The 25,334-nt window shown below is 72.0% G+C and carries 23 protein-coding genes; 8 read left to right on the top strand and 15 right to left on the bottom strand.

The features are described from left to right. Positions 1–50: 50 nt before the first annotated feature. From ACFVIU_RS07995 to ACFVIU_RS07985, 3 genes are read left to right on the top strand one after another with little or no spacing between them, the layout of a single operon-like run. On the top strand, positions 51–1,091 hold the full coding sequence (locus ACFVIU_RS07995; RefSeq protein WP_385841320.1) for a VWA domain-containing protein: 1,041 nt from the start codon (positions 51–53) through the stop codon (positions 1,089–1,091). A 35-nt stretch (positions 1,092–1,126) separates the two neighbouring features. After that, positions 1,127–2,029 carry an NAD-dependent protein deacetylase gene (locus ACFVIU_RS07990; RefSeq protein ID WP_385841319.1) on the top strand — a complete coding sequence of 301 codons (903 nt, stop codon included), beginning with the start codon at positions 1,127–1,129 and terminating at the stop codon, positions 2,027–2,029. Between the two features lie 4 nt (positions 2,030–2,033). Then, entirely contained in the window at positions 2,034–2,477 is a 444-nt protein-coding gene (locus ACFVIU_RS07985) for a DUF6087 family protein (RefSeq protein ID WP_385841318.1), read from the top strand. A gap of 93 nt (positions 2,478–2,570) precedes the next feature. Here ACFVIU_RS07985 and ACFVIU_RS07980 read toward each other — a convergent pair whose 3' ends face one another. Beyond that, a complete protein-coding gene (locus ACFVIU_RS07980; protein WP_385841316.1) occupies positions 2,571–3,188 on the bottom strand; it encodes a hypothetical protein in 618 nt (205 codons plus the stop codon). A gap of 191 nt (positions 3,189–3,379) precedes the next feature. Further along, positions 3,380–3,991 carry a DUF5317 family protein gene (locus ACFVIU_RS07975; protein ID WP_385841315.1) on the bottom strand — a complete coding sequence of 204 codons (612 nt, stop codon included), beginning with the start codon at positions 3,989–3,991 and terminating at the stop codon, positions 3,380–3,382. A gap of 355 nt (positions 3,992–4,346) precedes the next feature. Here ACFVIU_RS07975 and ACFVIU_RS07970 point away from each other — a divergent pair, with 355 nt between their 5' ends. Further along, the gene (locus ACFVIU_RS07970; RefSeq protein ID WP_385841314.1) at positions 4,347–5,462 is read left to right on the top strand and encodes an ABC transporter substrate-binding protein; all 1,116 of its coding nucleotides are present in this window, start codon (positions 4,347–4,349) and stop codon (positions 5,460–5,462) included. A gap of 20 nt (positions 5,463–5,482) precedes the next feature. Here ACFVIU_RS07970 and ACFVIU_RS07965 read toward each other — a convergent pair whose 3' ends face one another. The 6 genes from ACFVIU_RS07965 to ACFVIU_RS07940 form a co-directional block, all read right to left on the bottom strand. Beyond that, positions 5,483–6,355, bottom strand: a complete 873-nt coding sequence (locus tag ACFVIU_RS07965) for a YncE family protein (protein ID WP_385841313.1) — start codon at positions 6,353–6,355, stop codon at positions 5,483–5,485. Positions 6,356–6,392: 37 nt separating this feature from the next. Next, positions 6,393–7,781, bottom strand: a complete 1,389-nt coding sequence (locus ACFVIU_RS07960; RefSeq protein ID WP_385841312.1) for a Dyp-type peroxidase — start codon at positions 7,779–7,781, stop codon at positions 6,393–6,395. 243 nt (positions 7,782–8,024) lie between these two features. Next, positions 8,025–8,516, bottom strand: coding sequence for a hypothetical protein (locus ACFVIU_RS07955; RefSeq protein WP_385841311.1), 492 nt, complete (start codon positions 8,514–8,516; stop codon positions 8,025–8,027). A gap of 105 nt (positions 8,517–8,621) precedes the next feature. After that, the gene (locus ACFVIU_RS07950; protein WP_385841310.1) at positions 8,622–9,134 is read right to left on the bottom strand and encodes a hypothetical protein; all 513 of its coding nucleotides are present in this window, start codon (positions 9,132–9,134) and stop codon (positions 8,622–8,624) included. 31 nt (positions 9,135–9,165) lie between these two features. Next, positions 9,166–9,852 carry a DUF4328 domain-containing protein gene (locus ACFVIU_RS07945; RefSeq protein ID WP_385841309.1) on the bottom strand — a complete coding sequence of 229 codons (687 nt, stop codon included), beginning with the start codon at positions 9,850–9,852 and terminating at the stop codon, positions 9,166–9,168. Between the two features lie 122 nt (positions 9,853–9,974). Next, entirely contained in the window at positions 9,975–11,492 is a 1,518-nt protein-coding gene (locus ACFVIU_RS07940; protein WP_385841307.1) for a transferase, read from the bottom strand. Between the two features lie 191 nt (positions 11,493–11,683). On the opposite strand from ACFVIU_RS07940, the gene ACFVIU_RS07935 reads away from it, so the two are divergent. Beyond that, a complete protein-coding gene (locus ACFVIU_RS07935) occupies positions 11,684–13,006 on the top strand; it encodes a cytochrome P450 (RefSeq protein WP_385841306.1) in 1,323 nt (440 codons plus the stop codon). A 34-nt stretch (positions 13,007–13,040) separates the two neighbouring features. Here ACFVIU_RS07935 and ACFVIU_RS07930 read toward each other — a convergent pair whose 3' ends face one another. After that, on the bottom strand, positions 13,041–14,114 hold the full coding sequence (locus ACFVIU_RS07930; protein ID WP_385841358.1) for a PP2C family protein-serine/threonine phosphatase: 1,074 nt from the start codon (positions 14,112–14,114) through the stop codon (positions 13,041–13,043). Between the two features lie 126 nt (positions 14,115–14,240). Continuing rightward, positions 14,241–15,044, bottom strand: a complete 804-nt coding sequence (locus ACFVIU_RS07925) for a helix-turn-helix domain-containing protein (RefSeq protein ID WP_385841304.1) — start codon at positions 15,042–15,044, stop codon at positions 14,241–14,243. Between the two features lie 73 nt (positions 15,045–15,117). Here ACFVIU_RS07925 and ACFVIU_RS07920 point away from each other — a divergent pair, with 73 nt between their 5' ends. Both ACFVIU_RS07920 and ACFVIU_RS07915 read left to right on the top strand, forming a co-directional pair. Next, entirely contained in the window at positions 15,118–15,936 is an 819-nt protein-coding gene (locus ACFVIU_RS07920) for a phytanoyl-CoA dioxygenase family protein (RefSeq protein WP_385841303.1), read from the top strand. Further along, positions 15,933–16,283 (top strand): hypothetical protein, encoded by a 351-nt coding sequence (locus ACFVIU_RS07915; RefSeq protein ID WP_385841302.1) that lies wholly within the window; start codon positions 15,933–15,935, stop codon positions 16,281–16,283. Before ACFVIU_RS07920 ends, ACFVIU_RS07915 begins: the two co-directional genes overlap by 4 nt. Here ACFVIU_RS07915 and ACFVIU_RS07910 read toward each other — a convergent pair. Next, the gene (locus ACFVIU_RS07910) at positions 16,273–17,547 is read right to left on the bottom strand and encodes a glycoside hydrolase family 6 protein (RefSeq protein WP_385841301.1); all 1,275 of its coding nucleotides are present in this window, start codon (positions 17,545–17,547) and stop codon (positions 16,273–16,275) included. The genes ACFVIU_RS07915 and ACFVIU_RS07910 overlap by 11 nt on opposite strands. An 82-nt stretch (positions 17,548–17,629) precedes the next feature. Next, positions 17,630–18,571 (bottom strand): glycoside hydrolase family 6 protein, encoded by a 942-nt coding sequence (locus tag ACFVIU_RS07905; protein ID WP_385841300.1) that lies wholly within the window; start codon positions 18,569–18,571, stop codon positions 17,630–17,632. 297 nt (positions 18,572–18,868) lie between these two features. On the opposite strand from ACFVIU_RS07905, the gene ACFVIU_RS07900 reads away from it, so the two are divergent. Beyond that, complete coding sequence (locus tag ACFVIU_RS07900; RefSeq protein WP_385841298.1) at positions 18,869–19,882, top strand: LacI family DNA-binding transcriptional regulator; 1,014 nt, start codon at positions 18,869–18,871, stop codon at positions 19,880–19,882. A gap of 60 nt (positions 19,883–19,942) precedes the next feature. Here the strand turns inward: ACFVIU_RS07900 and ACFVIU_RS07895 are convergent, their stop codons facing one another. The 3 genes from ACFVIU_RS07895 to ACFVIU_RS07885 all read right to left on the bottom strand — a co-directional run bounded on the left by ACFVIU_RS07895 (position 19,943) and on the right by ACFVIU_RS07885 (position 25,315). Next, positions 19,943–21,697 carry a cellulase family glycosylhydrolase gene (locus tag ACFVIU_RS07895; RefSeq protein WP_385841297.1) on the bottom strand — a complete coding sequence of 585 codons (1,755 nt, stop codon included), beginning with the start codon at positions 21,695–21,697 and terminating at the stop codon, positions 19,943–19,945. Positions 21,698–21,770: 73 nt separating this feature from the next. Then, positions 21,771–23,282 carry a glycoside hydrolase family 43 protein gene (locus ACFVIU_RS07890; RefSeq protein WP_385841295.1) on the bottom strand — a complete coding sequence of 504 codons (1,512 nt, stop codon included), beginning with the start codon at positions 23,280–23,282 and terminating at the stop codon, positions 21,771–21,773. A 47-nt stretch (positions 23,283–23,329) separates the two neighbouring features. After that, positions 23,330–25,315, bottom strand: coding sequence for a beta-galactosidase (locus tag ACFVIU_RS07885; RefSeq protein WP_385841294.1), 1,986 nt, complete (start codon positions 25,313–25,315; stop codon positions 23,330–23,332). Positions 25,316–25,334 lie beyond the last annotated feature (19 nt).

Raw genomic sequence — 25,334 nt, 5'->3', positions numbered from 1 at the left:
GTGGTGCGTGAGACGGTGAGGACATCGCATCGGAACCAGGGGGAGCCGCCATGTCCGGGAGCCAGAACTACATCAATCACGTCGCCCTCGTGCTGGACGCCAGTTCGTCCATGTCGCACCTGAGCCGCGCGGTCGTCGACGTCGCCGACCGGCAGATCGCCTACCTCGCCCGCAGGTCGAGGGAGCTGGACCAGGAAACCCGCGTCACCGTGTACGTCTTCGCGGACAAGGTGGAGTGCGTCATCTACGACAAGGACGTGCTGCGCATGCCGTCCCTGAAGCAGCTGTACCGGGTCGGTGGCATGACGGCGCTGCTGGCGGCCGCACTGACCTCGCAGCGGGAGCTGGCGCAGACCGCCCAGTTGTACGGCGACCACAGCTTCCTGACGTTCATCCTCACCGACGGGCAGGAGAACGCGAGTCACCGCTGCCCGGGAACGCCGTCCCAGGATCCGCAGGAGCTGGTCCGGGCCGTGGCCGGGATGATCGAGACGCAGCAGGACAACTGGACGCTGGCCGTCCTCGTGCCGGACCAGATGGGCAGGCGCGAGGCCATGCAGTGCGGTTTCCCGAAGGACAACATCGCCATCTGGGACGCCACCAGCACGCAGGGTCTGGAGGAGGCCGGTCAGGTCATCCAGCTGGCCACGGAGAAGTTCATGGTGGGCCGCACGAAGGGCATCCGCGGGTCGCGGGCGGTGTTCTCCATGGGCGCCGAGGCGGTCAACAAGGACACCATCAAGGCGGCCGGCCTCACCCCGGTGGACCCGTCGGGCTACGAGCTGATCCCGGTGACGCGAGACGCGGCGATCCGGGAGTGGGTCGTCGAGTGCGGGCACACCTACCGCACCGGTGGCGCGTTCTACCAGCTGAGCAAGTCGGAGAAGATCCAGGCCCGCAAGCAGATCGCGGTGCTGGAGAAGAAGACGGACCGGGTGTACAGGGGGCCCGAGGCCCGGTCCCTGCTCGGCCTGCCGGACGCGGAGATACGCGTCAAGCCGGACCACAACGACGACTTCACGATCTTCGTGCAGAGCACCAGCGTGAACCGCAAGCTCGTCCCCCAGACACGGCTGCTGCTGATGCTCTGACGCCTGCGGCCGCTTCCTTTCCGTACGCTGGCGGCATGCGCATGCGCCCTACTCTGAGCTGGACCCCCACCGGGGAGCTGCCGCCGGGCACCACGGACCTGGAGCCGGTCGTCGATGTGCTGAGCGCCGGCGGTGTGCTGGTGCTCAGCGGGGCGGGCATCTCCACGGAGTCGGGCATCCCCGACTACCGGGGCGAGGGCGGGAGCCTGAGCCGGCACACCCCGATGACCTACCAGGACTTCACCGCGAGCGCCCGGGCCCGGCGCCGGTACTGGGCGCGCAGCCACCTCGGCTGGCGCACCTTCGGCCGCGCCCGCCCCAATGCGGGGCACCGGGCGGTGGCGGCGTTCGGGAGGCACGGCCTGCTCGCGGGGGTGATCACCCAGAACGTCGACGGCCTGCACCAGGCCGCCGGCAGCGAGGACATCGTGGAACTGCACGGGAGCCTGGACCGGGTCGTCTGCCTCTCCTGCGGCACCGTGAGCCCGCGCCGGGAACTGGCCCGCAGACTGGAAGAGGCCAACCCGGGCTTCGCACCGGTGGCGGCGGGAATCAACCCGGACGGTGACGCCGATCTCACCGACGACCAGGTCGGAGACTTCCGGGTGATGCCGTGCGCGGTATGCGGCGGCATCCTCAAACCGGACGTGGTGTTCTTCGGCGAAGCCGTTCCGCCGCATCGGGTCGAACACTGCCGCGAGCTGGTCCGTACGGCGTCCGCGGTGCTGGTCCTGGGCTCCTCGCTGACGGTGATGTCCGGGCTCCGGTTCGTCCGCCAGGCGGCCCAGGCCGGGAAGCCGGTGCTGATCGTCAACCGGGACCCCACCCGGGGCGACCCGCACGCCGTCACCCGGGTCGCCCTCCCTCTCGGAACGGCCCTCACCACCGTGGCCGACCGGCTGGACGTCCCCGTCGACGGCGAGGCGACGACCGGGTGAAGCGGTGGGCGTCGACAAGGTCGACCGAGACGGCGCGAGGGTTCGCCTGACGGTAGGCGTTGGCCTGAGGTGGCAGCGGAGCGCGGTTCTGCGCCACGATGCTGCGATGCACGAGGAGCCGTTGGAGGAGTGGGCGCGGCGTCGTGAGGAGCGCCGGAACGCCGCGAAGGGGAAGCTGCGCGCGGTGCCGCTCACCTCGGGTCCCCACCGTGGGGCGCACATCGAGCCCCACCAGCCCAGAGTGATCGAGGAATGGAACGGCACCGAGTGGGTGACCGTGGGGATCGTCCCTGACCTGGCGGCCGCGAAGGCGTTGCTGTATCCGCCGCCTCCGGCAGATCCCGTGGTTCCCCCGGAGGCGAAGCTCTCCGGATCGGACCGGCCGGCGCTGGGCAAGGGCCGGGGAAGGCACCGTAAACCCTCCCCGGCGGACGACCGGAATCGGTGAGCCGCCCGCTCCGCTCAGGGCTCGCCAGGCCCGCCTGGAGGACTACGCAGCCGGGCGCCAGGAATGGCTCGGCACCACCTCCTCGACGGGGCTTCAGAACGGGCGCTCGGTCCCGCCCAGGGCGACGAGTTCGGTGCTGTCCAGCACCTCCGCGAGCGCCTGCGGCGCGCCCCGCATATGGAAGTAGTCCCACTGGGCGCGGCGGATCACCTGGTCCGGGTGGCTGAGCCCGCGCAACACATCCCAGTGCAGGGCCTGGGCCCAGACATAGCCCGGTTCACCATCCACGTCCATGTCCTCCACGTCGATCGGGGTGTCCGCGAGCGCGGATGCCAAGCGGTGGCTGTCCACGGGCCCGGCGGCGAAGTCGAGGAACGCTGCGGGGTCGGCGCCCAGCGGTGCGTCGTCGGCGGTCTCATCGTCCCGGACCGGCCAGGAGTCGTAGCGATGGGCGCGTACCCCGTCCCGCCAGACCTCCAACTCCAGCCGGTCACCGTCGTACTGGAAAGCGGCCAGCACCGGGACTTCCAACTCGACGCTGATCGGCCCGGCGAGCGCGAAGACATTGTTGTCGTCGACGGACCGGTCCGGATGGACGAGGCAGAATCCCGGCCCGGCACATGTCGCGTAGCCGGCCGCACAGATCTCGCGCAGAACGGGGGCCGCCTGGTCGAGCGGCACGGGAATCAGAACGGTGCCGTACGTGGTCACGGCCTCACCTCCTGGGGCGCGGTGACCCTACGGGGCGGTGAGACCGCGAGGCAAAGGAGATTCGGCGGTGGCCCGGCGGCCGGACGCTCGGCAACCGGCTCCGCGGGCACATCGTCAGCCGCCGGTCCACTCGGGGGCGCCGAGGGTGTAGAGGAGGACGGCGATCGAGGCGAGGGTGAAGGCGATCAGCGTCAGGCGGTGCCAGCTGAGGCTGTGGGACATGGCGGGTTCCCTTCTCGGGCGGGGGTGGCTGGGTGGTGCATGGCGGCCGCCACCAGCACGGCCGCGGCGGTCGCCAGGAGCACGTCGCCGATGCTGACGACGGCGTGCAGCGGCGGAAGAGGGATGGTGTCGCCCAGGACGAGCAGACGGGTGCCGTGCCCGGCCGGCACGTTCTTGACGGTCTGGGACCCGGCGCGCAGTCCGGCGTCGGCCGCCGAGGAGGGGCTGTAGGGCATCCGGCCGTTGACGGCGATCGGCAGGGCATTGAGAACCGCACCCGTGAGTGCCAGTCCCACCCCCGTCTTCAACGGCCACGACCTGCCCCGTGCGTTGACGCCCAGCCACAGCAGGGCAAGGCCGAAGGCCAACGCAAGCAGCGGTGCCCCGAGATGGCGTCCGGCAGCGCCGGGCAGGCCGGCGGTGGCCAGCTGCGCGACCTGCACGGCGGCCGCGAGCCACAGCAGCCACAGCCGTCGCAGTCGTACGGCCGGCAGCCTGCTCAGCCGGCCGCCGCTGAGGTATCCGGCAGCCGTTCCGACGGCAACCGGTCCGCCGAAGAGGATCAGCGCGGTGGCGCCCATGGCCCCACCCCACAGGTGACGTGCCGTGACACGCTCATCACCGCCCCCGTTGCGTTCTTGCGCCGCAAGAAACGACCGGCCTGCGTCCCCGGGCACATGGCGCGTCTCGGCGAGACCGTCATCGGATCGTGGCAGAGCCCGGACACGGCCGCAAGCGCCCGGGACCGACGTCATCAGCGCGGCGCTGGACGCGCAGCTCAGCGAGGAGGAGAACGCCGAGATCGATGCCCTGTGCGAGCAGGGCCGCTTCTACGGCACGGCCAGCGCCGCCGGCAAACCGCTCGCGTCGGGGGAGGGCGACCGCTGAAACTGATCATCGACTGCAACCGGATCATCACGCGGGAGACACCGACGCATGAACGCGCCCACATCGCGACGACCTGGAGCGGAGCGGAATGACGGATCGTCCGTCCGGATCGGTGCCCTCGTTCCGCTGACCCGGCCCGGTTGGGTCGAGGCAGGCCGGCATCTGCTCGCCGGACTGGAGCTGGCCGTTCGGGAGGTCAATGACGCCGGCGGCATCGGCGGCAGACCACTTGAGCTGGTGGTCCGGGACACCGCGGCCGATCCACAGCGGGCCGCGGCGGCCGTGGACGAGTTGGCTCGCCTGGGCGTGGCCGCCGTGGCAGGGGAGTACCACAGCGTCGTCGCGCGCGCCGCCGCCGAGCGGGCCGATGCCCTCGGCCTGCCGTTCCTCTGCTCGTCGGCGGTTCTCGACGCGCTCACCGAAGAGCCGACGGAATGGGTCGCGCGCCTCGCCCCGGCGCAGTCCCGCGGCTGGCAGACATACGCGGACTTCCTCCTCGGCGCGGGCCACCGCCGCATCGCCGTGGCAGCCCAGCCGAGCGTCTACTGGGCTTCCGGGACGCGCATCCTGCGCGACCGTCTCGCTCCGCGCGGCGGCACCGTCATCGAACTCGACATGAGCGCGCTCACCCCCACGGCCGTGTGCGACGCGCTCGTCGAGCATCGCGCGACGGCCCTGCTCCTCCTGGTCGGCCACCCTGAGCCGGCAGTGTCGCTCGCGCGGTCCGTCCGCCGCGACCAGCGCCTCGCCGGGATCCTGATGGGTGCTCCGGCCGGGCAACCGGAGTCCGCCGAATGGGCGGCGTCGCTGGGCGGCGACGGCGCCGCGATCCCGTTCCTGCGCTACCTGCCCGAGCGCCTCGGCCCCCTCGGCGCCCGGGTCGGGACGGCCCTGCGCGAACAGCTGGGCGAGGAGCCCTCCTTCGTCGCGTTCGAGGGCCACGCCACGATCGCCGTCCTCGCCGAAGTGCTCCGTTCTCAGGGCGCGGACCGGGCGCGCATCGCCGAATCCTGGCAGCAGGTCGCGGTCGAGGGTACCCGCGGGACGATCCGGTTCTCCCGCACGCCGGGCATCAGCGTCTGGCAATGGACCTGGCCGCCGATCCAGATCGTCGACCGGGATCCGGCGGACCCCGGTCGCTTTCGGATCCTCCACACCGGCTGAGGCCGGCTGCGCCGGATCCCTCAGAGGCTGATGACCGACACCGTGTCGGCGAAGAAGTTGGTCACGTAGAGGTGGGTTCCGTCCGGGCTGACGGCCACGCCCCGGGGTGCGCCGCCGACCGGGATCGTACCCACCACTTCCTCGCGCCCGGGATCGATCACCGACACGCTGTCGAAGGGGAAGTGGGCCACGTACACCCGGTCTCCGTCGGGGCTCACCGCGACGCCGTACGGCCCGATGGTGACCGGGACACGGCCGAGCAGTGTCTTGCCCGCGATGTCGATGATGGACACCTGGTCGGCGAAGTAGTGGGTGACGTACAGCGTCCGCCCGTCGGGGCTCACCGCCACGCCGACCGGGAAGTCCAGGCCGGTGAACGTTCCGAAGTCCCCTTTCGCGAACGCGTCGGTGACGAACACCCGGTCTTCCAGGGCCAGCGCCAGGTAGACGCGCTTTCCGTCGGGACCGGCTTCCACCCCGTACGGCGCATGGCCGAAGCCACTGCCCTGCTCGTCGTCCGGAAGGTTGATGATGAACAGCGTCTCGGTCTCCGGAACGGTGACGTGCAGTGTCCGTCCGTCGGGATTGGCCGCCACGCCGTACGGGCCCTCGCCGACCGGGATGGTGGCCACCACCTCCCCGCGGGAGAGGTCGACCTCCGACAGGGAGTCCCCCTTGAACTCGGTCACGTAGAGGCGGGTTCCGTCCGGGCTCACCGCGACGCTGTGCGGGCTGCGCCCGACCGGGATGGTGGTGACCCCCGCCGCGACCGGGGGCGCGGTCTCGGCCTGGGGCACCCGCCGGTTCTTCTGCCGGGCCGCCTCGAGGAGGCGCTGCAACGGCGGGTCCATGTGCGCCGCCGCCAGTTCCCGGCTGCCGTGTTCGATGGTCATGGCATGTCCTGCCTGCGGGGGGACGGACGCGCGGTCGTCACAGGCTGCTCAGGAACGGCAGCGAGGGCATGAAGAAGTACTCGCCGCCCTTCATGGTCACGGCCTGCGTGGGAGCGGGGGTCTCCTGCGTCCCGTCCTCTCCCCAGACCAGCGGCCATGACTGCGGGGGCCGGCTGCCCTGGCCGATGACCGGGTCGACGCCGGGCTCGGGAGCCTGGCCGTGTCCGGGGAATCCGGGGTTGTTCACCCACAGTTGCTGCACGAACTGAAACTGCTGGTCGATCTCGGAGTTGAACGCCATGAACAGCAGGCCGACGCCGCTCTCCGGGTCGACGCCCGGCGTCCGGTCCCCGTAGGTCTGTCCGCGCCGCGCCATCAGATGCCGCTTCTCCCCCTCCGGATCCTCGAACTGGCCGGACCCGCGTGGGTTGGTCTTGCGGATGTGCGCCTGGAACGGGCACTTGTGGGCGTCGGCGTCCTGGTCGTAGGTGAAGTTGTTCATCACCGGCGTGTGGCCTATGGCCTTGGGCTGGAGAGTGAGCGGGGTGCCGTCCCTGAAGCGGCCGACGAACATCGCACCGGCCCGCGCGCGGTCGTCATTGGTGAGATTCAGGGTATTGGCGAGCTCTTCCTCGGCCGCCTTGAAGGCCCGCACGTTCTGTTCCAGCTTGCGCAGCACGAAGTAGCTGCCGAAGTCCGTGCCGGGGTCGGGGGCCCCTGGGTCCGGGACCAGCACCCGGCCCAGCGACAGGAACGGATTCCATACGTCGGTTCCGTCCATCGTGTCGCGCTCCGCGTCCAGGTCCTCGGCGAGGAACAGCGGCAGGCTGCGCCCGTCGACATAGCCGAACTGCTCGATCCCGCGGCCCGCGTCATCGCGCTGGGTCTGGCCGGTCTCCTCGGCGATCACGGTGATCGAATCGGTGAGCAGCGCCTTGACCTCGGCGAGCCGGGCGTCGGCAGGGTCGTCATCGTGGTCGCCCACCAGGACGATGGCGTGGATGTTCTTCTCCTGGTACTCCTGCTGCCACTGCGTGGTCTCGGGATCGCTCAGGCGGGCCACGGACTCGGGATCTTTCATCCCCTTGTTGAAGACATCGTCGTGGAACTCCACGTGGTCCAGTCCCAGCGCCTGGTAGCCCAGCGCCGACAGCCCCACGCCGACATAGGGGGTGCCGTTCGTGCCGTGTTGGTTGTGCGCGTCCGCTTCTTCGAGCGCCGTCCTGGCCGACTTCATGAGGGGGACCAGACCGGACAGGAAGGCCCGGCCCGCTGACGCGTCGGCGAACCCGAGGATCAGGATGTGCAGACGGTCGCGGACATGCCCCTTGAGGATGTTCGGCTGCAAGTGCTGGAGCATGGTGGCGTCGTCGCCGGTGGCGTTCTTCCATGACAGCGGTGCTGTGTTGTCGAGGTTCACGGGCATGTCAGCCCCCTTTTTTCGATATTTCGGCACCTTTTTTCAGTCTGGTCGTGGGAGCCGAAATATGCGAATTGATCGACGCTCTGGCATGTGCCGGTGCGCGGCATCGCCGGTTCACGGGTGACAAATTGAACGGTGAAAATCTCGGTTGACAGGAAAAGTACTTCGCTTCAGGAAAAGTACTTCGCTTCAGCGGAACGATGTGCGAACAGGATGTGCCGGACAAACACTTGACGTGTAGGGAGGTCAGCTGCCGGACCGCACGGCACCCACAGGCCATACGACGTCGACGGCCAGCCCGGCCGAGCGGGCCGCGGCCACGGTGTCCGCCGTACCGCCGCCGCGGCCCGTGGGGGCGCTGCCGTCCCAGACGGCGACGAGACGGTCCGCACCCTGGAGCAGTCGGCGATTGGCCGCTTCGTAGGCGGCGCGCCCCGCGTGCTCGTAAGGCATGACCACCACGTCGGAGGCGGCCTTCCGCAGGGCGTCGAACCCGGCGAGGTCCGCGGGCGGGACCACCGCTTCCCGGTAGTCCCGGGACGGGATGATCACCGACAGCCGGCCGCCGAGCGAGAGGACCACCTCGGCAAAGAGGGTGTCGGCGCCGCGGGCCAGACACGAACGCCCCACCAGCGTGTCGTCGCGCAGACCGGCCAGCAGGTCACGGAGTTCCGCGCGCACGGGGCCGACCGCTTCGTCGGCCAGGTCCATGTGACCGGTGACGGCGATGGTGACCATGTGACAACCCGCTTCCCGGCGAGGCGATGTGCCCTTCACCCTAACCCGCCGCGGTGGCACGGAAAGCGGGAGCCGGCACGCGGCAGCGGGTGGGTGCCGCGGCCGTCACCGCGCGAGGGCGGCGAAGCCCAGGAGGTAGGCCACGGCGAACAGGAGAGGGACCCAGCGCTCCACGCGCCCGAGCGGGAGATAGACACGCCAGTCCCGGCCCTCGCCGAGCGCGCCCCATTCGGCGGCCACGAAGGCGCGGGCCGGCAACCGCTCCTCGAGCGCCCCGATCACCTCGAACTTGCCCTTGTTCAGCTGCTGGTAGGACCGGACCGTGATCCACCATGCGGCGCACATGCCCAGCAGGACCAGCAGAGCCGCGAAGGCCAGCGCGACCGGGAACCTGCGGTGGTGCTCCTGGGACAGCCAGGTGCCGAGGAAGACGAGCAGACCGCTGTGCAGGGTCAGGAAGAAGGTGTTGGCGAGGTTGCGCCGGGCACTGACCCGATCGGCCATCTCCACGCACAGCTTGTACTGCTCGAAGACCGCGGCCTGGTACGTCGCGGACGTGTCCCGGTAGTGGTCCGCGTCGATGGCCTCGTTCCACAAGGAGTCACCGATTCCGGCCATGTGCCGGCCACCTTCCCCATGTTCGTCACCGTCATGCCGCGTTCCGGACACCCTGGGCCTGCCACGCGGTGATGCGCCTGACGACGAGGATGACCAGCACACCGGCGCCCACGTAGAGCGCCGTGAGCAGCGTGGACACGTTCGCGTTGGACTGCACGTCCTGCAAGCTGTCGAACCTCGCGGACATGCGCCACTGGATCGGCTTGACGATGATGGTGGCCGCGAACAGCGCCCACCAGGCGTTGACCAGGGTGACGGGGACGGTCCGCCGCGGGGCGCTGGCCCGCCAGATGTCCGACACGACCTGATACGGAACCCACAGGTTGACCACCGGGCCGATCCAGCCGCCCACCACCCAGCCCCGGGACCGGCGGTGCGCGGCGGCACCGCTCATCAGCTCGGCGTTGATCCGGGCCCGCCACAACCAGACCAGGAACACCACACCCGCCGCGATCATCACCACGAACGACGGCCAGGACACCAGCTGTGCGAGGGTGTCGGAGTCGGCGGCATCGAGTTCCGCGCTGGTCGCCCGCCCGGCCAGATAGTCGCGGGCGACGAAGTAGAGGCGCCAGTTGGCCACCGTGACCAGGACCTCACGCACCAGCTCCAGCGAGATCAGTACCGTCACGGCGGTGGCCGGACCGGTCACCTCCCTGCGCCGCTCCACACCGACCGGGCCGGCGTTCGCCGGAACGCCCTGCTGTGCACCGTCCATGATCCTCCCCCGAAGACCGGCGGCCCGCTGCGCACAGCCCGGGACCGGGATGCGGTGGGCCGCTGCCCAGTTGTGTCCCCGGTTTCCCGAGAGGTCATGCGGGACGGCCGTAACGAATCGCGTCAGCCGAGGCCGAACAGGCGCAGCGCCCGGACCACGAGCCAGGCCAGCAGGGCCAGGGCCGTCACCAACGCGAGCCCTTTCCACAGCGAGGTCTGTGTGGCGAGGGTGGCCCGCCAGGCCATCGTCCGTCTGCAGACCCCCACGGACGCCAGCGCGTCCTTCATGGTGCGGGCCACGTGGTGCGCGGGGGAGAGCAGCATCATGGAGACCAGGCCCCCCTTCACGGCGCCTCCGGCGCGACGCAGCAGCGCTCCCCGCGGGGCCGTGGCCCGGGGCACGGGCCCCACCGGGTGCACACGCGGCGTCCAGTCGGGAGAGAACGTGATGACGGCGGAGGTCCAGAGATCGCCCCCGGCCAGCTCGTTCAGCCGGGACGGGACCGGCAGATGCTCGTCCAGCCGCTCGGCCACCTCCGGCAGCCCGCCCGGCGCCAGCAGCACGAGCTTGTGCGCCGGCTGGCTGTCCCGGGCCTGCTGGATCTCCCACCACAGCCCGTCGCCCAAGCCCAGCCGCAGGACGATGAGTTGGGACAGGTCCATCAGCCGCAGCACCGTCGGCTGCCAGTCGTCCAGCGGCAGATAGAACCGCGCCGCCCCCAGCCGTGGCAGCGGCTCCCCGGGCCGGCCCACCGTGATCACCGGGCCGACGGCTCCCAACGCCCCGGTGAGCTGCTCCTCCCGCGAGTGCAGACCGATGAACGCCGCCGAGTCGTCGACCTGCGCGGTGGTGTCGTCGTCGGTGAAACTGCGCAGGTAGAGCACGGGCCGGCGGCCGTCGGCCAGCAGCGCCTGGGCCGCGCCGCGCGCCGAACGGGGGCGGCTGGGGCGCAGGATCAGCACCCCGGCACCCAACGCGGCCAGGCCACCGACCAGCGACAGCATGAACGCCGTCGGCGGCATGTCGGAGCCCTTGCGCTGCGCCGTGCTGACGGCGATGACACCCGACGCGAACAGCACATAGCCGACACCGCTGGCCACCAGGAACAGCGGCCGCCGCCACCAGGGCCGGTGCGGGAGGAAGCGGTTGACCACGCGGACGATCTCCGCGGCGCCCGAACGGCGACGCCGCCGCAGCCACAGAGCCGGCACGGGCAGCAGCACGGCCGGCACCGCCCACGCCAGCGCGGTCACCCGCGACGAGCCCAGCCGGTGAGCGAGCCTCGTCCGATCCCGCTCGACCTCGGCCGCCAGCCCGGCGGCCCGCGTACGGGCCGGGGAGAACCGGCCCGCCTCGGCGTCGCGGGCGACGGCGGAGACCACGCTCCGGCTGCCTCCTGACGGGGCGTTCTGCGTGAACCACCGCTCGCTTGCGCGGAGTTGGGCGCGCGCGGACGCATCCCCCGCGGTGGCGTGGTCCAGCGCGGCGGTGAACGCGGCGGCCCGCGCCGGGGCGCCGTGGAAGCGGTCGCAGGCCCGCAGGTCCAGGCCCGCGGTGATCGCCAGGTGCAGCGCGACGTACGCCGTGACGATCGCGGCCGCCGTGACCAGCCGCGCGAACGCCCGTAAGCCCGAGGACACCCCAGCCCACCCCCCACCGGACCAGCGCCGTCCGGCGCAGACTGCGTCCTGTCCTACCACCCCGGCCCACCGGCCGGAAGCGGTTCGGGTCGCAACCGCGCACCGCCGAGCCCCTGGGCGACCTGTCACCGATTGCGTCCGCTCCCGTACAGTCCGTGCTGTCGGTCCCCTTCGACCAGGAGAAGACAAGCATGGACGTCGAAACCGGTCCCGGTGCTCTTCCGTGCGATGCCGCGACGGTGCGGCCCGTGCCCGAGGCCGGACCCGGACTGGTGGAGCGCTGGCGCGCGGGCGGGGGCGAGCTGGCCGAGCTGCTGTCCGAGGTACGGCAACAGGTGGGCGGTGTCGCCGCGTTCCGGCTCGGGACGGCCCCCACGGTACTCGTCACCGACCCCCTCGCGGTCCAGCAGGTACTCGCCCGGTACCCGGAGCTGTACGTCAAGCGCTCCCATCGCGCCCGGCTGCTGATCGGCGACGGGGTGCTCGCCGCCACCGGGACGGCCTGGAAGCGGCAACGCCGGTTGCTCCAGTCCCAGTTCACCGGCACCGGGATGCGCCGCTACGCACAGCGGATCACCGAGGCCGCCCGGACCACCGCACGGCGCTGGGCCGGATACGCCCGCACGGGGCAGACCTTCGACGTCGGACAGGAGATGCGCCGCTTCGCCCTGGACGCCATCTGGCGCTCACTCACCGGGCATCCCCTCGACGAGAGGACCGAGCGGGAACTGGCCGCCGTGGCCGCCGTCGCCACCGCCCTGCCGACCCTGCCCGCCGACACCGGCGACGCCCGGGCCGCCGTCGCCGCCGATCTCGCGCGGATCGACGCGGTCGCCCGGCACGCCATCGACGCCGCCCGGGCCGGCGCGGCAGGTCCCGACGGGCCGGGCCTGCTGCGCGTCCTCCTCGACGCCGCCGCGGACCACCCCGAGTACACCGACCGGCTGATCCGCGACGAGCTGGTCACCCTGCTCATGGCCGGGCACGAGACCACGGCCACCACGCTGACCTGGCTGTACCTCCTCCTCGACCGGTACCCGGCCGCCCGTGGAGCCGCGCTGGCCGCGGGCGGCGAAGGCTCGGCGGAACGCCGGCAGGCCGTCCAGGCCCTGGTCCACGAGACGCTCCGGCTCTACCCGTCCGCCTGGCTCCTGCCCCGGCACGCCACCGAGGACCACACCCTCGCCGGCCACGCCGTCGAGGCGGGCACCGACATCCTGGTCTGCCCCTACCTCACCCACCGCGACCCCGAACTGTGGCCGGAGCCGGAGCGCTTCGACCCCCGGCGCTTCCTCACCCCGGACGGCCGGCCCTCCCACCCGGGCGCCTACTTCCCCTTCGGCATCGGCCCCCGCGCCTGCCTCGGTGTGCAGTTCGCGCTGCGCGAGTCGACCGTCCTGCTCGAACACCTGCTGCCGAGCCACGTCCCGGTCTTCGAGGCCACCCCCGCCAAGACGGCGTACGGCATCACCGTCCGCCCCGACGGCCCCGCCCCGGCCCGCCTGCGGGGCTGACGGCCCGGCCACGTCGGCCGCGCACCGGGCCCGTTCACGGCGCCTCGGGCAGCAGACAGACCGCGAGTGCCGCGGTGTCGTCCGTCAGACCGGTGTGGCTGTAGGCCAGCAGGTCGTCGTGGAGCCGGGCGAGCAGATCCCCCGGCGGCAGCGGACCCCACGAACGCAGGCGCTCCACCAGGGGATAGAAGACACCGGCCGCGTTCCGTGTCTCCGTGACGCCGTCCGTGTACAGCAGCAGCTGATCACCGGGGCGGAACGGGTACGCGTCCACCTGATAGGGGTCGTCGACCAGCATGCCCAGGTTCAGCGGCGGAGCCGACCGCCCGCTGTCCAGCTCGCGCACCTCGCCGGCCCGCAGCGAGAGCGGGGGCGGATGGCCGCAGTTGACGATGCGGACGACCTGGCCGTCGGCCGGGATCTCGGCGAAGACCGCGGTGACGAACCGCTCGCCGGTCTCCCGGCCGCCGAGCTGCGTCGCCCGGCGCCTCATGCTCGTCTCCAGGCGGCCGACGAGAGCGGGCAGATCGGGTTCGTCGTGCGCCGCCTCCCGGAACGCGCCGAGCAGGGCCGCTGCGGTCTCCACCGCCAGCAGTCCCTTGCCGCGGACATCGCCGATGAGCAGCCGGACCCCGTGCCGGGTGGGCACGGCCTCGTACAGGTCGCCGCCGATCCGGGCCTCCGCGGCGGCGGAGAGGTACAGACTCTCCAGGAGCAGGTTGCCGATGCGGTGCGGCACCGGGCGCAGCAGCACCCGCTGCGCGGTCTCGGCCACGAAGCGCACATCGGCGAGGGTGCGCTCACGCCGGATCCGGTGGGCGGCCAGGATCGCGCCGAGGCCGCCCACCAGGGCCGTACACACATAGGAGGCGACGTAGTGACGGTCCCACAGATAGCCGACGGCCCGGCCGGCGCAGCACGGGGTGCCGGCCAGCACCCCTTCCAGGACGAGGGCGAACAGCGTGGCGGCGGCGACACCGGCCGGTCCATGGGCGAAGGCGGCCACCAGGGGTACGGCGATCAGCACGAAGCTCACCGGCCAGTCCACCGGAGTCACCGGCTCCAACAGCAGCACGACCACGACATAGAGGACCGGCAGCCAGCGCAGCCACGCGGGCGGCGCCGGCGGCCGCGCCCGGGTGTCGGCGGCGTCCTCCGGCTCCCGGCCGGTCCCTGGGTGCTTCACCCGTCCAGCCTGGTGCGCCACGGCCCGGCACACCGGTGATTGCTCCGCTCAGCGGCATGTCAACGGCGCGCCCAGGGGTTCCTCGGGCCCGGCCGCCCGTACGGCACGCGGGCTCGCGCCCAGCTCCCGGCGGCAGGCCTTGTTGAAGGCCTGGAGGTCGGCGATGCCGACGGCCGCGGCGATGGCGGAGACGGACAGCGTGGACGACAACAGCAGATGACGGGCGCGTTGCAGACGCCGGTATCGGATGTACGACACCACCGTGCGGCCGGTCTCGGCACGGAACACCCGGGTCAGATGGGTGTGCGAGACACCGACCGCGCGCGCCACCTCCGGTACGGACAGCGGCCCGGCCAGGTGTTCCTCCAGGTAGGCCTGGGCGGCGGCCACATAGGGGTGCAGGCGTCCGGCTTCGGCGCCCCTCGGCAGCTCGGCGATGCGCCACAGGGCGGACCAGACCTCGGCGGAGGCACGTGCGGGAGAGTCCGGCATGGCCGTCACGGTGTGCCGGAGCAGATCGGTCAGGACCGCACGCTCGGCCGCGGCGTCCTGCATCACCGGGACCTCCCGTGCGCTTCCGGCGTCCCGCAGCCGGAAGTGGACGTAGAGATGCTCCGACCTGCCCCGGTAGTGGAAGTGCACCTCGGTGTCCGGGGGCACCAGGCTGACCCGTCCGGGCCGGACGGTGTGCACCGACCGGCCGAGGCGCAGCTCGCCGTCGTAGCCGTAGAGGTGCAGCTGCCACAGGCCGGGCAGCCGGAAGACGTCGTGTGCGGTGGCCACGCCGTGTACCCCGATACCGGCGCCGACCACGGTGGGCGGCTCGTCGAGCCGTAGCGTTGCGCGCTTCACGAGGGTGGAAAGCTACCAGCGGTGGACGATTTCGGCCCACGACCCGGGCCGCCGGGGCCCGTACGGTCGTCGCATGCCCACCACCAAGCGACTCCTGACCTCGGTTCAGGTGGCACGGTTCGTCGCGCACGGATATGTGCGGCTGGACGCAGTGGTGCCACCGGAGATCAACGAACGGGCCCTGGCAGCCCTGACGGAAGGCCTGCCGCCGGTGCCGTACGGCACCCCGCTGGCCGAGGCGTTCGCGCAGGACACCTTCGTCCATCAGCTGCTCGCCCTGCCGGCCGTCGCCGGCGCGGTGGAGAGCCTGGTCGGTCCCGGGCCGACCGTCGACCACCACGCGGTGCACGTGCGCGAGCCGTACGAGGGACAGGCGCAGCCCCTGCACGCCGACGCGATCATCGATGTGCGGCCGGACGCCTTCGACATCCAGCTCATGTACTACCCGCACGAGGTGACCGCCGGAATGGGCGGCACGCTCAGTGTGCCCGGCAGCCATCTGCGCAGGATCAACGAGACGGACATCGGCCGGGTGCAGAACCTCCGGGGGCAGACGCGGCTGACCTGCCCGGCCGGCACGGTCGTCCTCGTGCACCACGGCATCTGGCACAGCGGCCGCCGCAACGACACCGCGGACCGCCGGTTCATGTACAAACTCCGCCTCAACCCGACCGTGCCGCAGGTGCTGCTCTGGGACACCTCCGACCTGCACGACCCCGCGGTGACCGCGGAACTCGGCAGGTACTTCCCCTGGTACGAGCAGGCCACGGCCCGGCTGGAGATCCACCAGCGGGTGCTGCTGTGGCGCGCCCTGACCGGTGACGACTCCTTCGACGTCGAGTACTGGGTCACCCGCGTCAGCAACCGGCCGGCCCTGAGGAGTCACCGATGAGGCAGCACGTCCTGGTGCTCTACCTCGCGACGTCGGCACTCGACTCCGATGTCGTGGGCTGGTCCCGGTACGACGGCACCGGCCGGTCCCGTCCGACGACCGGTGACGGCGACGAGCCGCCGTACCCCACCGGGCTCGCCGCGCTGCACGACGGCTGGCGCCTGTTCCAGGTCTCCCAGCTGCTGCCGCCGCAAGCAGGCCACGAGTACGACGTCTCCTTCCTCAAGCACGAGTTCTTCTTCGAGAAGCTGGAGGACGGTGTGCCGCACCCGCCCGGGCCCGGACCCGGTGTCCCCGGACCGCCGGGGGTCACCGGGCCGCAGGCACCGCGCGGGCTCAGCGGTTGAACGTCAGACGGGGTACGGCGTTGCGGGCCAGGGTGTGCGCCTGGTCGGGCCACCAGGCGCCGGCGGGCGGGTCGACGATGCCGTACTCGGGGTCGATCGTGCCGCCGGTGTTGCGGGTGCAGCTGCCGTCGGACTCGCCGGGGGTCTTGATCCACAGATAGGCGTCGACCAGCGGGACGCCGGTGTCGGCGGTCGGGCGCGGGCCGAGCCCGCGGCCGGGCGCGTTGCACCAGACCTCCGGGTCACCGGTGTACTTGCCCGGCGCCGGACTCCAGGCGCCCTGACCGTTGCGGCTGGTGTCGATCACGAAGTGGCGCAGCTCGTCGGCGGGCGGGGTGCCCACGTTCTGGTCGTACCAGGCGTCGGTCCACCGCCAGGTGGTGGGGTCGGTGGAGGAGACGGAGCCGCCGGGGGTGCCGTCGTTGGGGGCGGCGGACGAGTAGTACTGGCTGGCGCACCAGTCGGTGTGGCCGCGCGCCTGCTCCGGGCCCTCGGTGGCGTACCAGAGGCACTTGGCGATCCAGGTGCCGTATCGGGCGTTGTGGTCGGTGGGGAGCATGTTGGACACGTTCAGGGAGAAGCCGTCGGCGTCGCGGATCCCGGCGTCCTCCAGCCGCTGCGCGATGTCGCCGACCGCCCGCCACTGCACGTTGCCCGCATCCAGGTAGACCGTGCTGTGGGACCTGGCCTTCAGGGTCTTCACGGCATACGCGAGGTCGGCGATGCGGGCGGTGGTGAGGTCGCCGGTCGGGTCGGTGGTGGGCCCGCAGTCCTTGGGCAGGTTGGCCAGCCCGTCGGGTTCGACGACGACCACCGCCTTGGTGTCGCCGATGCCGGCGGCGAAGGCGTCGATCCACTGGCGGTAGGCGGCGGAGGACGCGGCTCCGCCGCTGGAGTACTGCGAGCAGTCCCGGCCGGGGATGTCGTACGCCACCAGGACGGGGGTCCGGTCGACGGCGTGCGCCCGGCGGACCAGCTGGTGGACCCTGCCGCGCACCTCGTCGGGTGTGCCGTCGGTGAACCACGCGGCCTGCGGCCAGCTCGCGAGCCTGGCCATGTCGACGGCGTCCTCGGTGTCGCCGTTCCTGAGGTCGACGAGGGCCTGCCGGGCGGCCTTGCTGTGCGGGTCCACGTAGAACTTCGTGGCCGGGCTGAGCGCGTGGTGCGCGGGCGTGGCCTGCGCCTGCGTCGCGGTGAAGGCGGCGCAGGCGGTGAGCGCCGCGAGGAGGGCGGTCGCGCGGCGCCGTAGGCTGCAGGGTGTCATGGCTGCTCCTGGTCGGGGATGGCTGGGGGAGGGTCCGCCGCCCGGCCGCGGGGAAGGGGATGGCCGGGCGCAGGGTCCGGGATCAGTAGCCGTAGATCATCTTGTAGGCGACCTCGGGGAGGAACTGGCCCGCCGTGGAGCCGGTTCCGACGCCGCAGTTGCCGTCGGACTCGCCCGGGGTCTTGATCCACAGCAGCATCTCGGCGCCTCCGCCCTTCTGGGTGGGCGTGCCGATCCGTCGGCCGGAGGGGTTGCACCACTGGCCGTTGGAGCCGTTGCCGTTGCGGCTGGTGTCCACGACGAACGGCTTGGTGTAGCCGTAGCGGGCGCTCAGTTCGCTGTTGACGGCGTTGCCGTAGGCGATGTTGTCCGCCGTGGGGAAGTAGTTGGAGATGTTGAGCGAGAAGCCGTGGGCCTGGCGCAGGCCGGCCGCGTTGAGGCGCTGGGCCATGGTCGCGGCGCTCACCCAGCCGGAGTTCCCGGCGTCGAGATAGACCCAGGTGTTGGGCGCCTGGCGGGCGAACTCGGAGACGGCGCCGGTGATCATGCCCTGGCGCTCGTCGATCTGAGCCTGGGTCATACAGCTGTAGTCCGCGAGGGAGTCGGGTTCCAGGAGGACGAGGGCGGGGCGGCCGGCGATCCCGCCGGCGAACTGGGAGATCCAGTTCGCGTAGGCGGACGGCGAGGAGGCTCCGCCGGAGGACTGCCCGCCGCAGTAGTCACGGTGGTAGATGTTGTACGCGACGAGCAGGGGCAGCTTGTCCTGCTGGTCCGCCGCGCCCACGTAGGCACCCGCGGCGGTGCCGATGGTGCCGCTCCAGGAGCCGAACCAGTGGGCCATCGGGGTGTTGGCGATGGCCGCGCCGATGGCGGCCGCCCGCCCGTCGCCGGGGTTGGCGGCCACCCACTGCTTCGCGCTGGAAGCGGGGTCGACGTAGAAGCCGTTGGTCATGGTGGTCGGGTCGGCCGCGTGCGCGGACGGTGCGACGGCGAGCAGCAGCGGCAGAGCGCCTATCGCTGCCATGAGGGTACGGAGCCTGTGGCGGCGCATGTCGGTACCTCGGTTTCCTGGTGGGGGTGCGCCGCACGCTCTCGTCCCGGGCGTGCGACGCGCTGAGGAAGTGCGGTGGTGCGAGCTTGGGAGCGCTCCCATTGGAAGCGGTTCCAGTGACACGGAGGGCCTTCTGGGTACGGCCGGTATCGTGTTACGCACTGGTAAAGCTGTCAAGAGTCGATGCCTCAACTGCCCTTCCCACGCGCAACGGTGAGTCGTACAGTCCTGTGACTGGAAGCGCTCCCGGTGCGGAAAGGCGGATGGCCCATGGCGGCAGACGTGCCCCGTCGGCAGGCGACGCTCGACGAGGTGGCACGGCTCGCCGGCGTCTCCCGCTCGGTGGCCTCCCGCGTCCTCAACAACGCCCCGCACGTCAGCAGCGCCAAGCGCGAGGCGGTGGAACAGGCCGTACGGCAGCTGGACTACGTCCCCAATCCGACCGCCCGCGCGCTGGCCACCCGGCAGACCGGAGCGGCTGCCCTGGTCGTCTCGGGGGAGGACCCCTCGATCTTCGCCGACCCGTTCTTCGCCCAGGTGATCGTGGGGGCGTCGGCCGCTCTGGAGGAGGCCGACCTGCATCTGATGCTGTGTCTGGCCGCCTCCGAGCGGGGCCGCAAGCGGGTGGCCGAACTCCTCCGGTCCCGGGGCGCCGACGGGGTCATGCTGATGGCGCTGCGCGAAGGCGATCCGCTGGCCCGGGTGGCCGAGGAGGCGGAGATGCCCGTCGTGTTCGGCGGCCGCCCGGTCGGTTCGACTCCCCGCTGGTACGTGGACGTCGACAACGTCGGTGGCGCCCGGGAGGCCACCGAGCACCTGGTCTCGCGCGGGCGGACCCGCGTGGCCGCCATCTGCGGGCGGCTGGACACCGAGGCCGGGCGCGCGCGGTACCGCGGCTACCGGGACGCCGTGCTCGCGGCCGGACTCGAGCCGTTGCCGCCGCAGGAGGGGGACTTCACCGAGACCGGCGGAGCCGCCGCGATGGCCGCGCTGCTGGCCCACCACCCGGACCTGGACGGGGTGTTCGCCGCCAACGACAACATGGCCGTGGGAGCGCTGCGCGTGCTGCGCGAGGCCGGGCGGACGGTCCCCGCCGAGGTCGCGGTGGTCGGCTTCGACGACCTGGCCGTCGCGCGGATCGCCGATCCGCCGCTCACCACGGTCCACCAGCCCATCACGGCCCTCGGCCGGGAGATGGCGCGCATGCTCGTCGCGCTCGTCGACGGGCAGGATCCCACCCCGCTGATCCTGCCCACCCGCCTGGTCACCCGCTCCAGCGCCTGACGGCCGGGCACGGGCCCGGGTCGCCCTGGCCGCCGGGCGTGGGCCGGGGCGGGCGGCCGGTCAGGAGGCCGAGCCGGTGACCGTGGTTCCGGACCTGGTGACGTGGTAGGTGACGACGGTGCCGCTCCAGAAGTGGAACTTCAGCGTCACCGGTTCCCCGTCGCGCAGCGTGTTCAGGAAGTCCGTGGTCAGGATGATCGTGCCGTTCGGATAGTCCGGCGAGAAGGCCCTGTTGAACTCCTGGTACGGCGTCCAGGAGGCCTGTCCCGCGTTGCTGCCGTCGGCGTACGTGGCCTCCATGGTCGCCAGCAGGTCACCCCGGTACTGCGTGGGAAGGGCGAACGAACCGGTCGTACCCGTGGCGTCCGACAGCACCGGAGGGTCGTAGGTGACGATGTCGATCTGCCAGGGAAGCCCCGCGGAGAACCGGGCCTTGAGCGTGGCGTCGACCCCGTAGGCCCGGTCGCCGGCGAGCCGGGTCAGGGCGCCGGCCGTGAGGGTGAGCCGGTCGCCGGAGACGGTGTAGTCCTGCCCCGGGACGAGCCGGGTGCGGCCCTGCCACAGGCCCCGGAACGAGGTGCCGTTCAGGTTGAGGGTGAGCGTCTGGGCGGTGATCGGGCCCGACTTCGGCAGGAAGACCTTGTCGAAGGAGGCGGTTCCCGAGCGGGTGGTCCAGCTCGACCTGATCCAGGCGAACAGGGCCGGGTCCCGCCACTTGAGGGTGGAGCGGTTCAGCAGGGAGAAGGGGTCCCACAGGGCCGTGGTGACCCCGGCGACGCGCGCCTGGTAGCCGAGCTGTTCGAAGTACTTCAGCCCCTCACCCCGCTCGATGGGGTCGGGGTGGGTGTAGTCGGGCCAGCTGAGCGTGCCGTACTCGCCGAGGTAGACCGGGATGCCCTTGGCGACGAACGTGTCGTGCATCCGGGCGAAGGCGTCGGTGAGGTCCTTCTGCGCGGTCGCGTCGTACCGGGTGCCGCCCGCGATGTTCACGCTGAACGGGTACCAGCTGTAGTAGTGCACGGTGGGGACGAGGTTCTTGTCGTGCAGCCTGCCCATCGTGGCGGCCAGGTCGTCCATCAGGGGCTGGGTGGGCGAGCAGCCCAGGGTGGGCAGGACCAGCAGACGGCCGGCGTTCCGGCCGCCCGAGGCGCGGACGATGGTGTGGAAGGACGTGTTGAGTTCGTCGAGGAACTGGGTCTTCTGCGCGTCCGTGGCGTTGTTGAACTGCGGCTCGTTGATGCTCTCGAAGAGCAGGGTGCGCGGCTCGTCCCGGAACGCCGTGGCGACCTGGGACCAGATGGCGTCGAAGCGGGCCAGCACCGTGTCGTGGTGGGCCGGCATGTCCGCGATCCACTGCCACGAGTCGTGGTGGACGTTGATCACGACATAGAGCCCGTCCGCGAGCGCCCAGTCGACCACCTGCCTGACGCGGCTCAGGAACGTGGCGTCGATGGTGTAGGGCGCGCTGGCGGACTGGTGGCCGCTCCAGGTCACCGGGATGCGGACGCTGCGGAAGCCCTGTGCGCGGATGGTGTCGAACAGGGCCTTGGTGACCGGCGGGTTGCCCCAGGACGTCTCGTCGGGAATCGCGTCCAGGGTGTTGCCCAGGTTCCAGCTCGGCTGCATCGCGGCCACCGCGCCCCTGGCGGAGGCCGGAACCCTGACCGCCCCGCCCGCCGGTTCCCGGGTGCTGCCGGGCGCGGCCAGGGCGGTGCCGCCGGCCAGCCCCAGGAGGACGGCCAGCGCCAGCAGCAGGGCCGCCAGGCGACCGGGTGGGCGGCCGCGGTGGCGTGCGGGATGCCGTATGTCTGCCATATGTCGTCCCTTTCGGATCCGTCGTGCCTTTCGGTGGGCGGTGGGCGTGGTGCGCCGCGCGGCCGGGAGGAGGTCAGCCGTCGAGCGGCTCGTAGTCGAACCAGTCGAAGTGGACGGTGTTCTCGGTGGCGTACATGCCGATGACGCGGCCGGTGAAGCCGCCGGCGACCTCGGTCGACAGATAGCGGCCGTCGAGCGAGGCGAGTGCGGTGAACGTGCCGTCGGGCTGTTCGACGCCGAGGGTGACGACATCCGGCCCGGTGCACGGTCCGACCGGGGGCGTCGGATCGCTGACGGTGATGCCGAGAACCACCGGTCCGGTGGGGGCGGGCTGCGCGGCCACGACCGTGCGCAGCGGGCCGATGCGCGCGACCACCCGCACCTCGGCGCCGGCCACCTCGATCGCGTAGTGGTGCTGCTCGTCGAGCCGGACGGCGAGACCGCCGCTGCCCTCCGCCGCGTCCACCAGGACCCGGGCCCGGCACGACGGGTGCTGCTGGCGCCGGCCGAGGAAGACGACGTCGGGCTCGTCCAGGGAACCGCCCCGCGCGCGGAGCGTCAGCCACCCCGGGCGCTCCTTGGTGGTGCAGTGCTCCGCCGGGCGGTCCCGCAGGGAGATCCACGAGGGACCCGGTTCAGCCAGGTCGAAGTCCTCCCGCGGCGCCTCGGCCGGGCCGGGGACGAGGGGCCAGGGCAGCGTGGCCGGGTCCGGGGCCACCGGGCCGACGACCGGCCAGCCGTCCTCCCAGGTCACCGGCGCCAGGAAGGTCTCCCGGCCGAGCACGTGCCAGCCGGGGGTGCCGCCGCGCGGCCGCACCCCGAGCAGGACCATCCACCAGGAGCCGTCGGGGCCCTGGACCAGATCGGCGTGCCCGGTGTTCTGCACGGGGTGGTCGGTGCCGCGGTGGGTGAGGACCGGGTTGTCCGGGCAGGGCTCGAACGGGCCGTTGGGCGTCCGGCCGCGGGCGACCGACACACCGTGGCAGCGTTCGGTGCCGCCCTCGGCGATGAGGAGGTACCAGTACCCGCCGATCCGGTACAGGTGCGGAGCCTCCGGTGCCTTGGCGTCTGGTGTGCCGGACCAGATCTTCCGCGGCTCCCCGTAGGTCTGTCCGGTGGACGGGTCGAGCCGGATCTGCGACACCCCGGCGACGGTGCACCAGCAGGTGCCGTCCTCGTCCCACGCCAGGTCGGGATCGATACCGGGCACGCCCGGTGCCCATACGGGGTCCGACCAGGGCCCGGCCGGGTCGGTGGCCGTCACGACCAGATTGCCGCCGCCCTCCCGGACGGTGGTGACGATCAGCCAGAAGCGGCCGTCGTGGTGGCGCAGGGTGGGAGCGTAGATGCCGCGCGAGGACGGCATCGAGGCAGGCAGCCGCAGCTGCTCCGGCCGGTCCAGTACGTTGCCGATCTGGGTCCAGTGCACCAGGTCACGGCTGTGGAACAGGGGTACGCCGGGGAAGTACTCGAAGCTGGAGCAGGCGAGGTAGTAGTCCTCGCCCACCCGGCAGATGCTGGGGTCGGGATGGAAGCCGGGGATGACGGGGGCGGCCGCGTGGGCGGCCCGGTGCTGGTCTGGCACCCTGGGGGTCCTTTCGTCAGGTGGTCGGCCGGAAGGGCGGTGACGGGTCATTGCCCGCGCAGCACCGCGCAGCCGCCGGGCGGCAGTTCACCGGCCGTCGTGCCGGTGAGCAGGTCGTGGGCGGGGGCGTGCAGCGGGACGGCGGCGGGGGTGTGGTTGATCAGGACGTGCCAGTGGCGGCCGTCGGCGGCGTGCCGGGTGACGGCCTCGACACCGGCCGGCAGCTCCGGGTAGTCCGGCTGGACGTCGGCCTCCTTCAGCAGTCGGCCGACCAGGGCGCCGTAGTCGCCGTCGTCCAGGCGGGTGGAGAGATACCAGCCCTGCCCGGTGCCGAGGCGGTGCCGGGTGAGCGCCGGGCGGCCGGTGAGCATGCCGTGGGTGTAGGCGGCGAGGGTCTCGGCGCCCTCGGTGTGCAGGGACTCGCTCCAGACCGTGCCGTGCGAGCCGTCGGAGAGGGTGATCCGCTCGCCGGCCCGCAGCGGCCGGTACTCCTCGACCCGGATGCCCAGCGCCTCCCGCAGCGGTGCGGCGGGGTATCCGCCGAGGCGGGCGTGCACGCGGGCGTCGACGTATCCGCTCGCGTGCTGGACGAGCAGCGTCCCACCGCCTTCGACATACCGGCGCAGGTTCTCGGCGCCCGCGTCGGACATCAGGAACAGGGCCGGCGCGACGACGAGCCGGTAGCGGCTCAACTCGTGCTCGGGGTGGGCGAAGTCGACCGTGATGCCCGCGTCCCACAGCGCCCGGTGCGCGGCGGCGAGCGACGCGTGGTAGTCGAGGCCGGGGGAGGGCAGGCCGTCCGTGCTCAGCGCCCACCAGGCGTCCGCGTCGTGCAGGACGGCCACCGGGGCGGTGACCGTCGACCCCGCCAGCTCCCCGAGCCGGGCGACCGCCTCGCCGGTCTGTGTGACCTCGCGGAAGATCCGGCTGTCGGGCCCCGCGTGCGGGACCATCGCGGAGTGCCACGTCTCGGCACCGGCCCGGGACTGCCGCCACTGGAAGAACAGGGCGCCCTCCGAACCGCGGGCGATATGGCCGAGGGTGTGGCGCAGGATCTCCCCGGGCTCCTTGGCGAGGGTCCGGTCGCGGTCGTAGACGGTACTGGTGCCCTGCTCCATCAGCAGCCAGGGGCCGCCGCCCGCCAGGGAGCGGGTGCGGTCGGCGTGGCAGGCGGCGTCGGCGGCGGCGTCCAGACCGGGAGCGCCCGGATACTGGTCGGACGTGACCACGTCGAGTTCACCGGCGAAGGCCCACAGGTCCACGTTCTGGTAGCCGGGCAGCATCAGGTTGGTCGTCACCGGCCGGTCGCTGTGCGCGCGGATCGCGTCCCGCTGCTCGCGGAAGGCGGCGATGATCTCGTCCGACCAGAAGCGGCGGAAGTCCACGCTCTGGCCGGGGTTCTTGTGCCACTGGGTCGCACGCGGCGGCAGCACCTGCTCCCAGGAGGAGTAGCGCTGGCTCCAGAAGGCCGTGCCCCAGGCCTCGTTGAGGGCGTCCAGCGAGCCGTGGCGGGCGCGCAGCCACACCCGGAAGGCGGCGGCGGTGTGATCGCAGTGGCAGAGTGTGCCGTACTCGTTGTGCACGTGCCACAACGCCAGGGCGGGGTGGTCGCCGTAGCGTTCGGCCAGGGCGGAGGCGATCCGCCGGGCCGCACTGCGGTAGGCGGGCGCGGCGAGGCAGTAGGTGTCGCGGCTGCCGTGGGTGAGGCGGGTGCCGTCGGGGGTGACCGGCAGTGCGTCGGGGTGGGCCAGGGTGAACCAGGGCGGCGGGGAGGCGGTCGGGGTGGCGAGGTCGACGGCGACGCCGTTCGCGTGCAGGCGCTCGATATGGGCGTCGAGCCGGTCGAAGTCGTAGCGGCCCTCCTCGGGTTCGAGCAGGGCCCAGGAGAAGACGCCCACCGTGGCCAGGTTGACCCGGGCCCGGCGCATCAGCTCGTCGTCCTCCCGCCACACCGCCTCGTCCCACTGCTCGGGGTTGTAGTCCCCGCCGAAGGCGAGCCCGCCCAGGCGGTCGGTGATGCCGTGTGTCGTCATGGCAGTTCCTCGGGTGAGT

Origin of the sequence: Streptomyces sp. NPDC127190 (assembly GCF_042672505.1) — a bacterium.
In the GTDB taxonomy this organism is placed as follows: Bacteria; Actinomycetota; Actinomycetes; order Streptomycetales; family Streptomycetaceae; genus Streptomyces.
The sequence above is the reverse complement of the archived record's forward strand: the minus strand, read 5'-3'. Positions and strand labels throughout refer to the sequence as shown.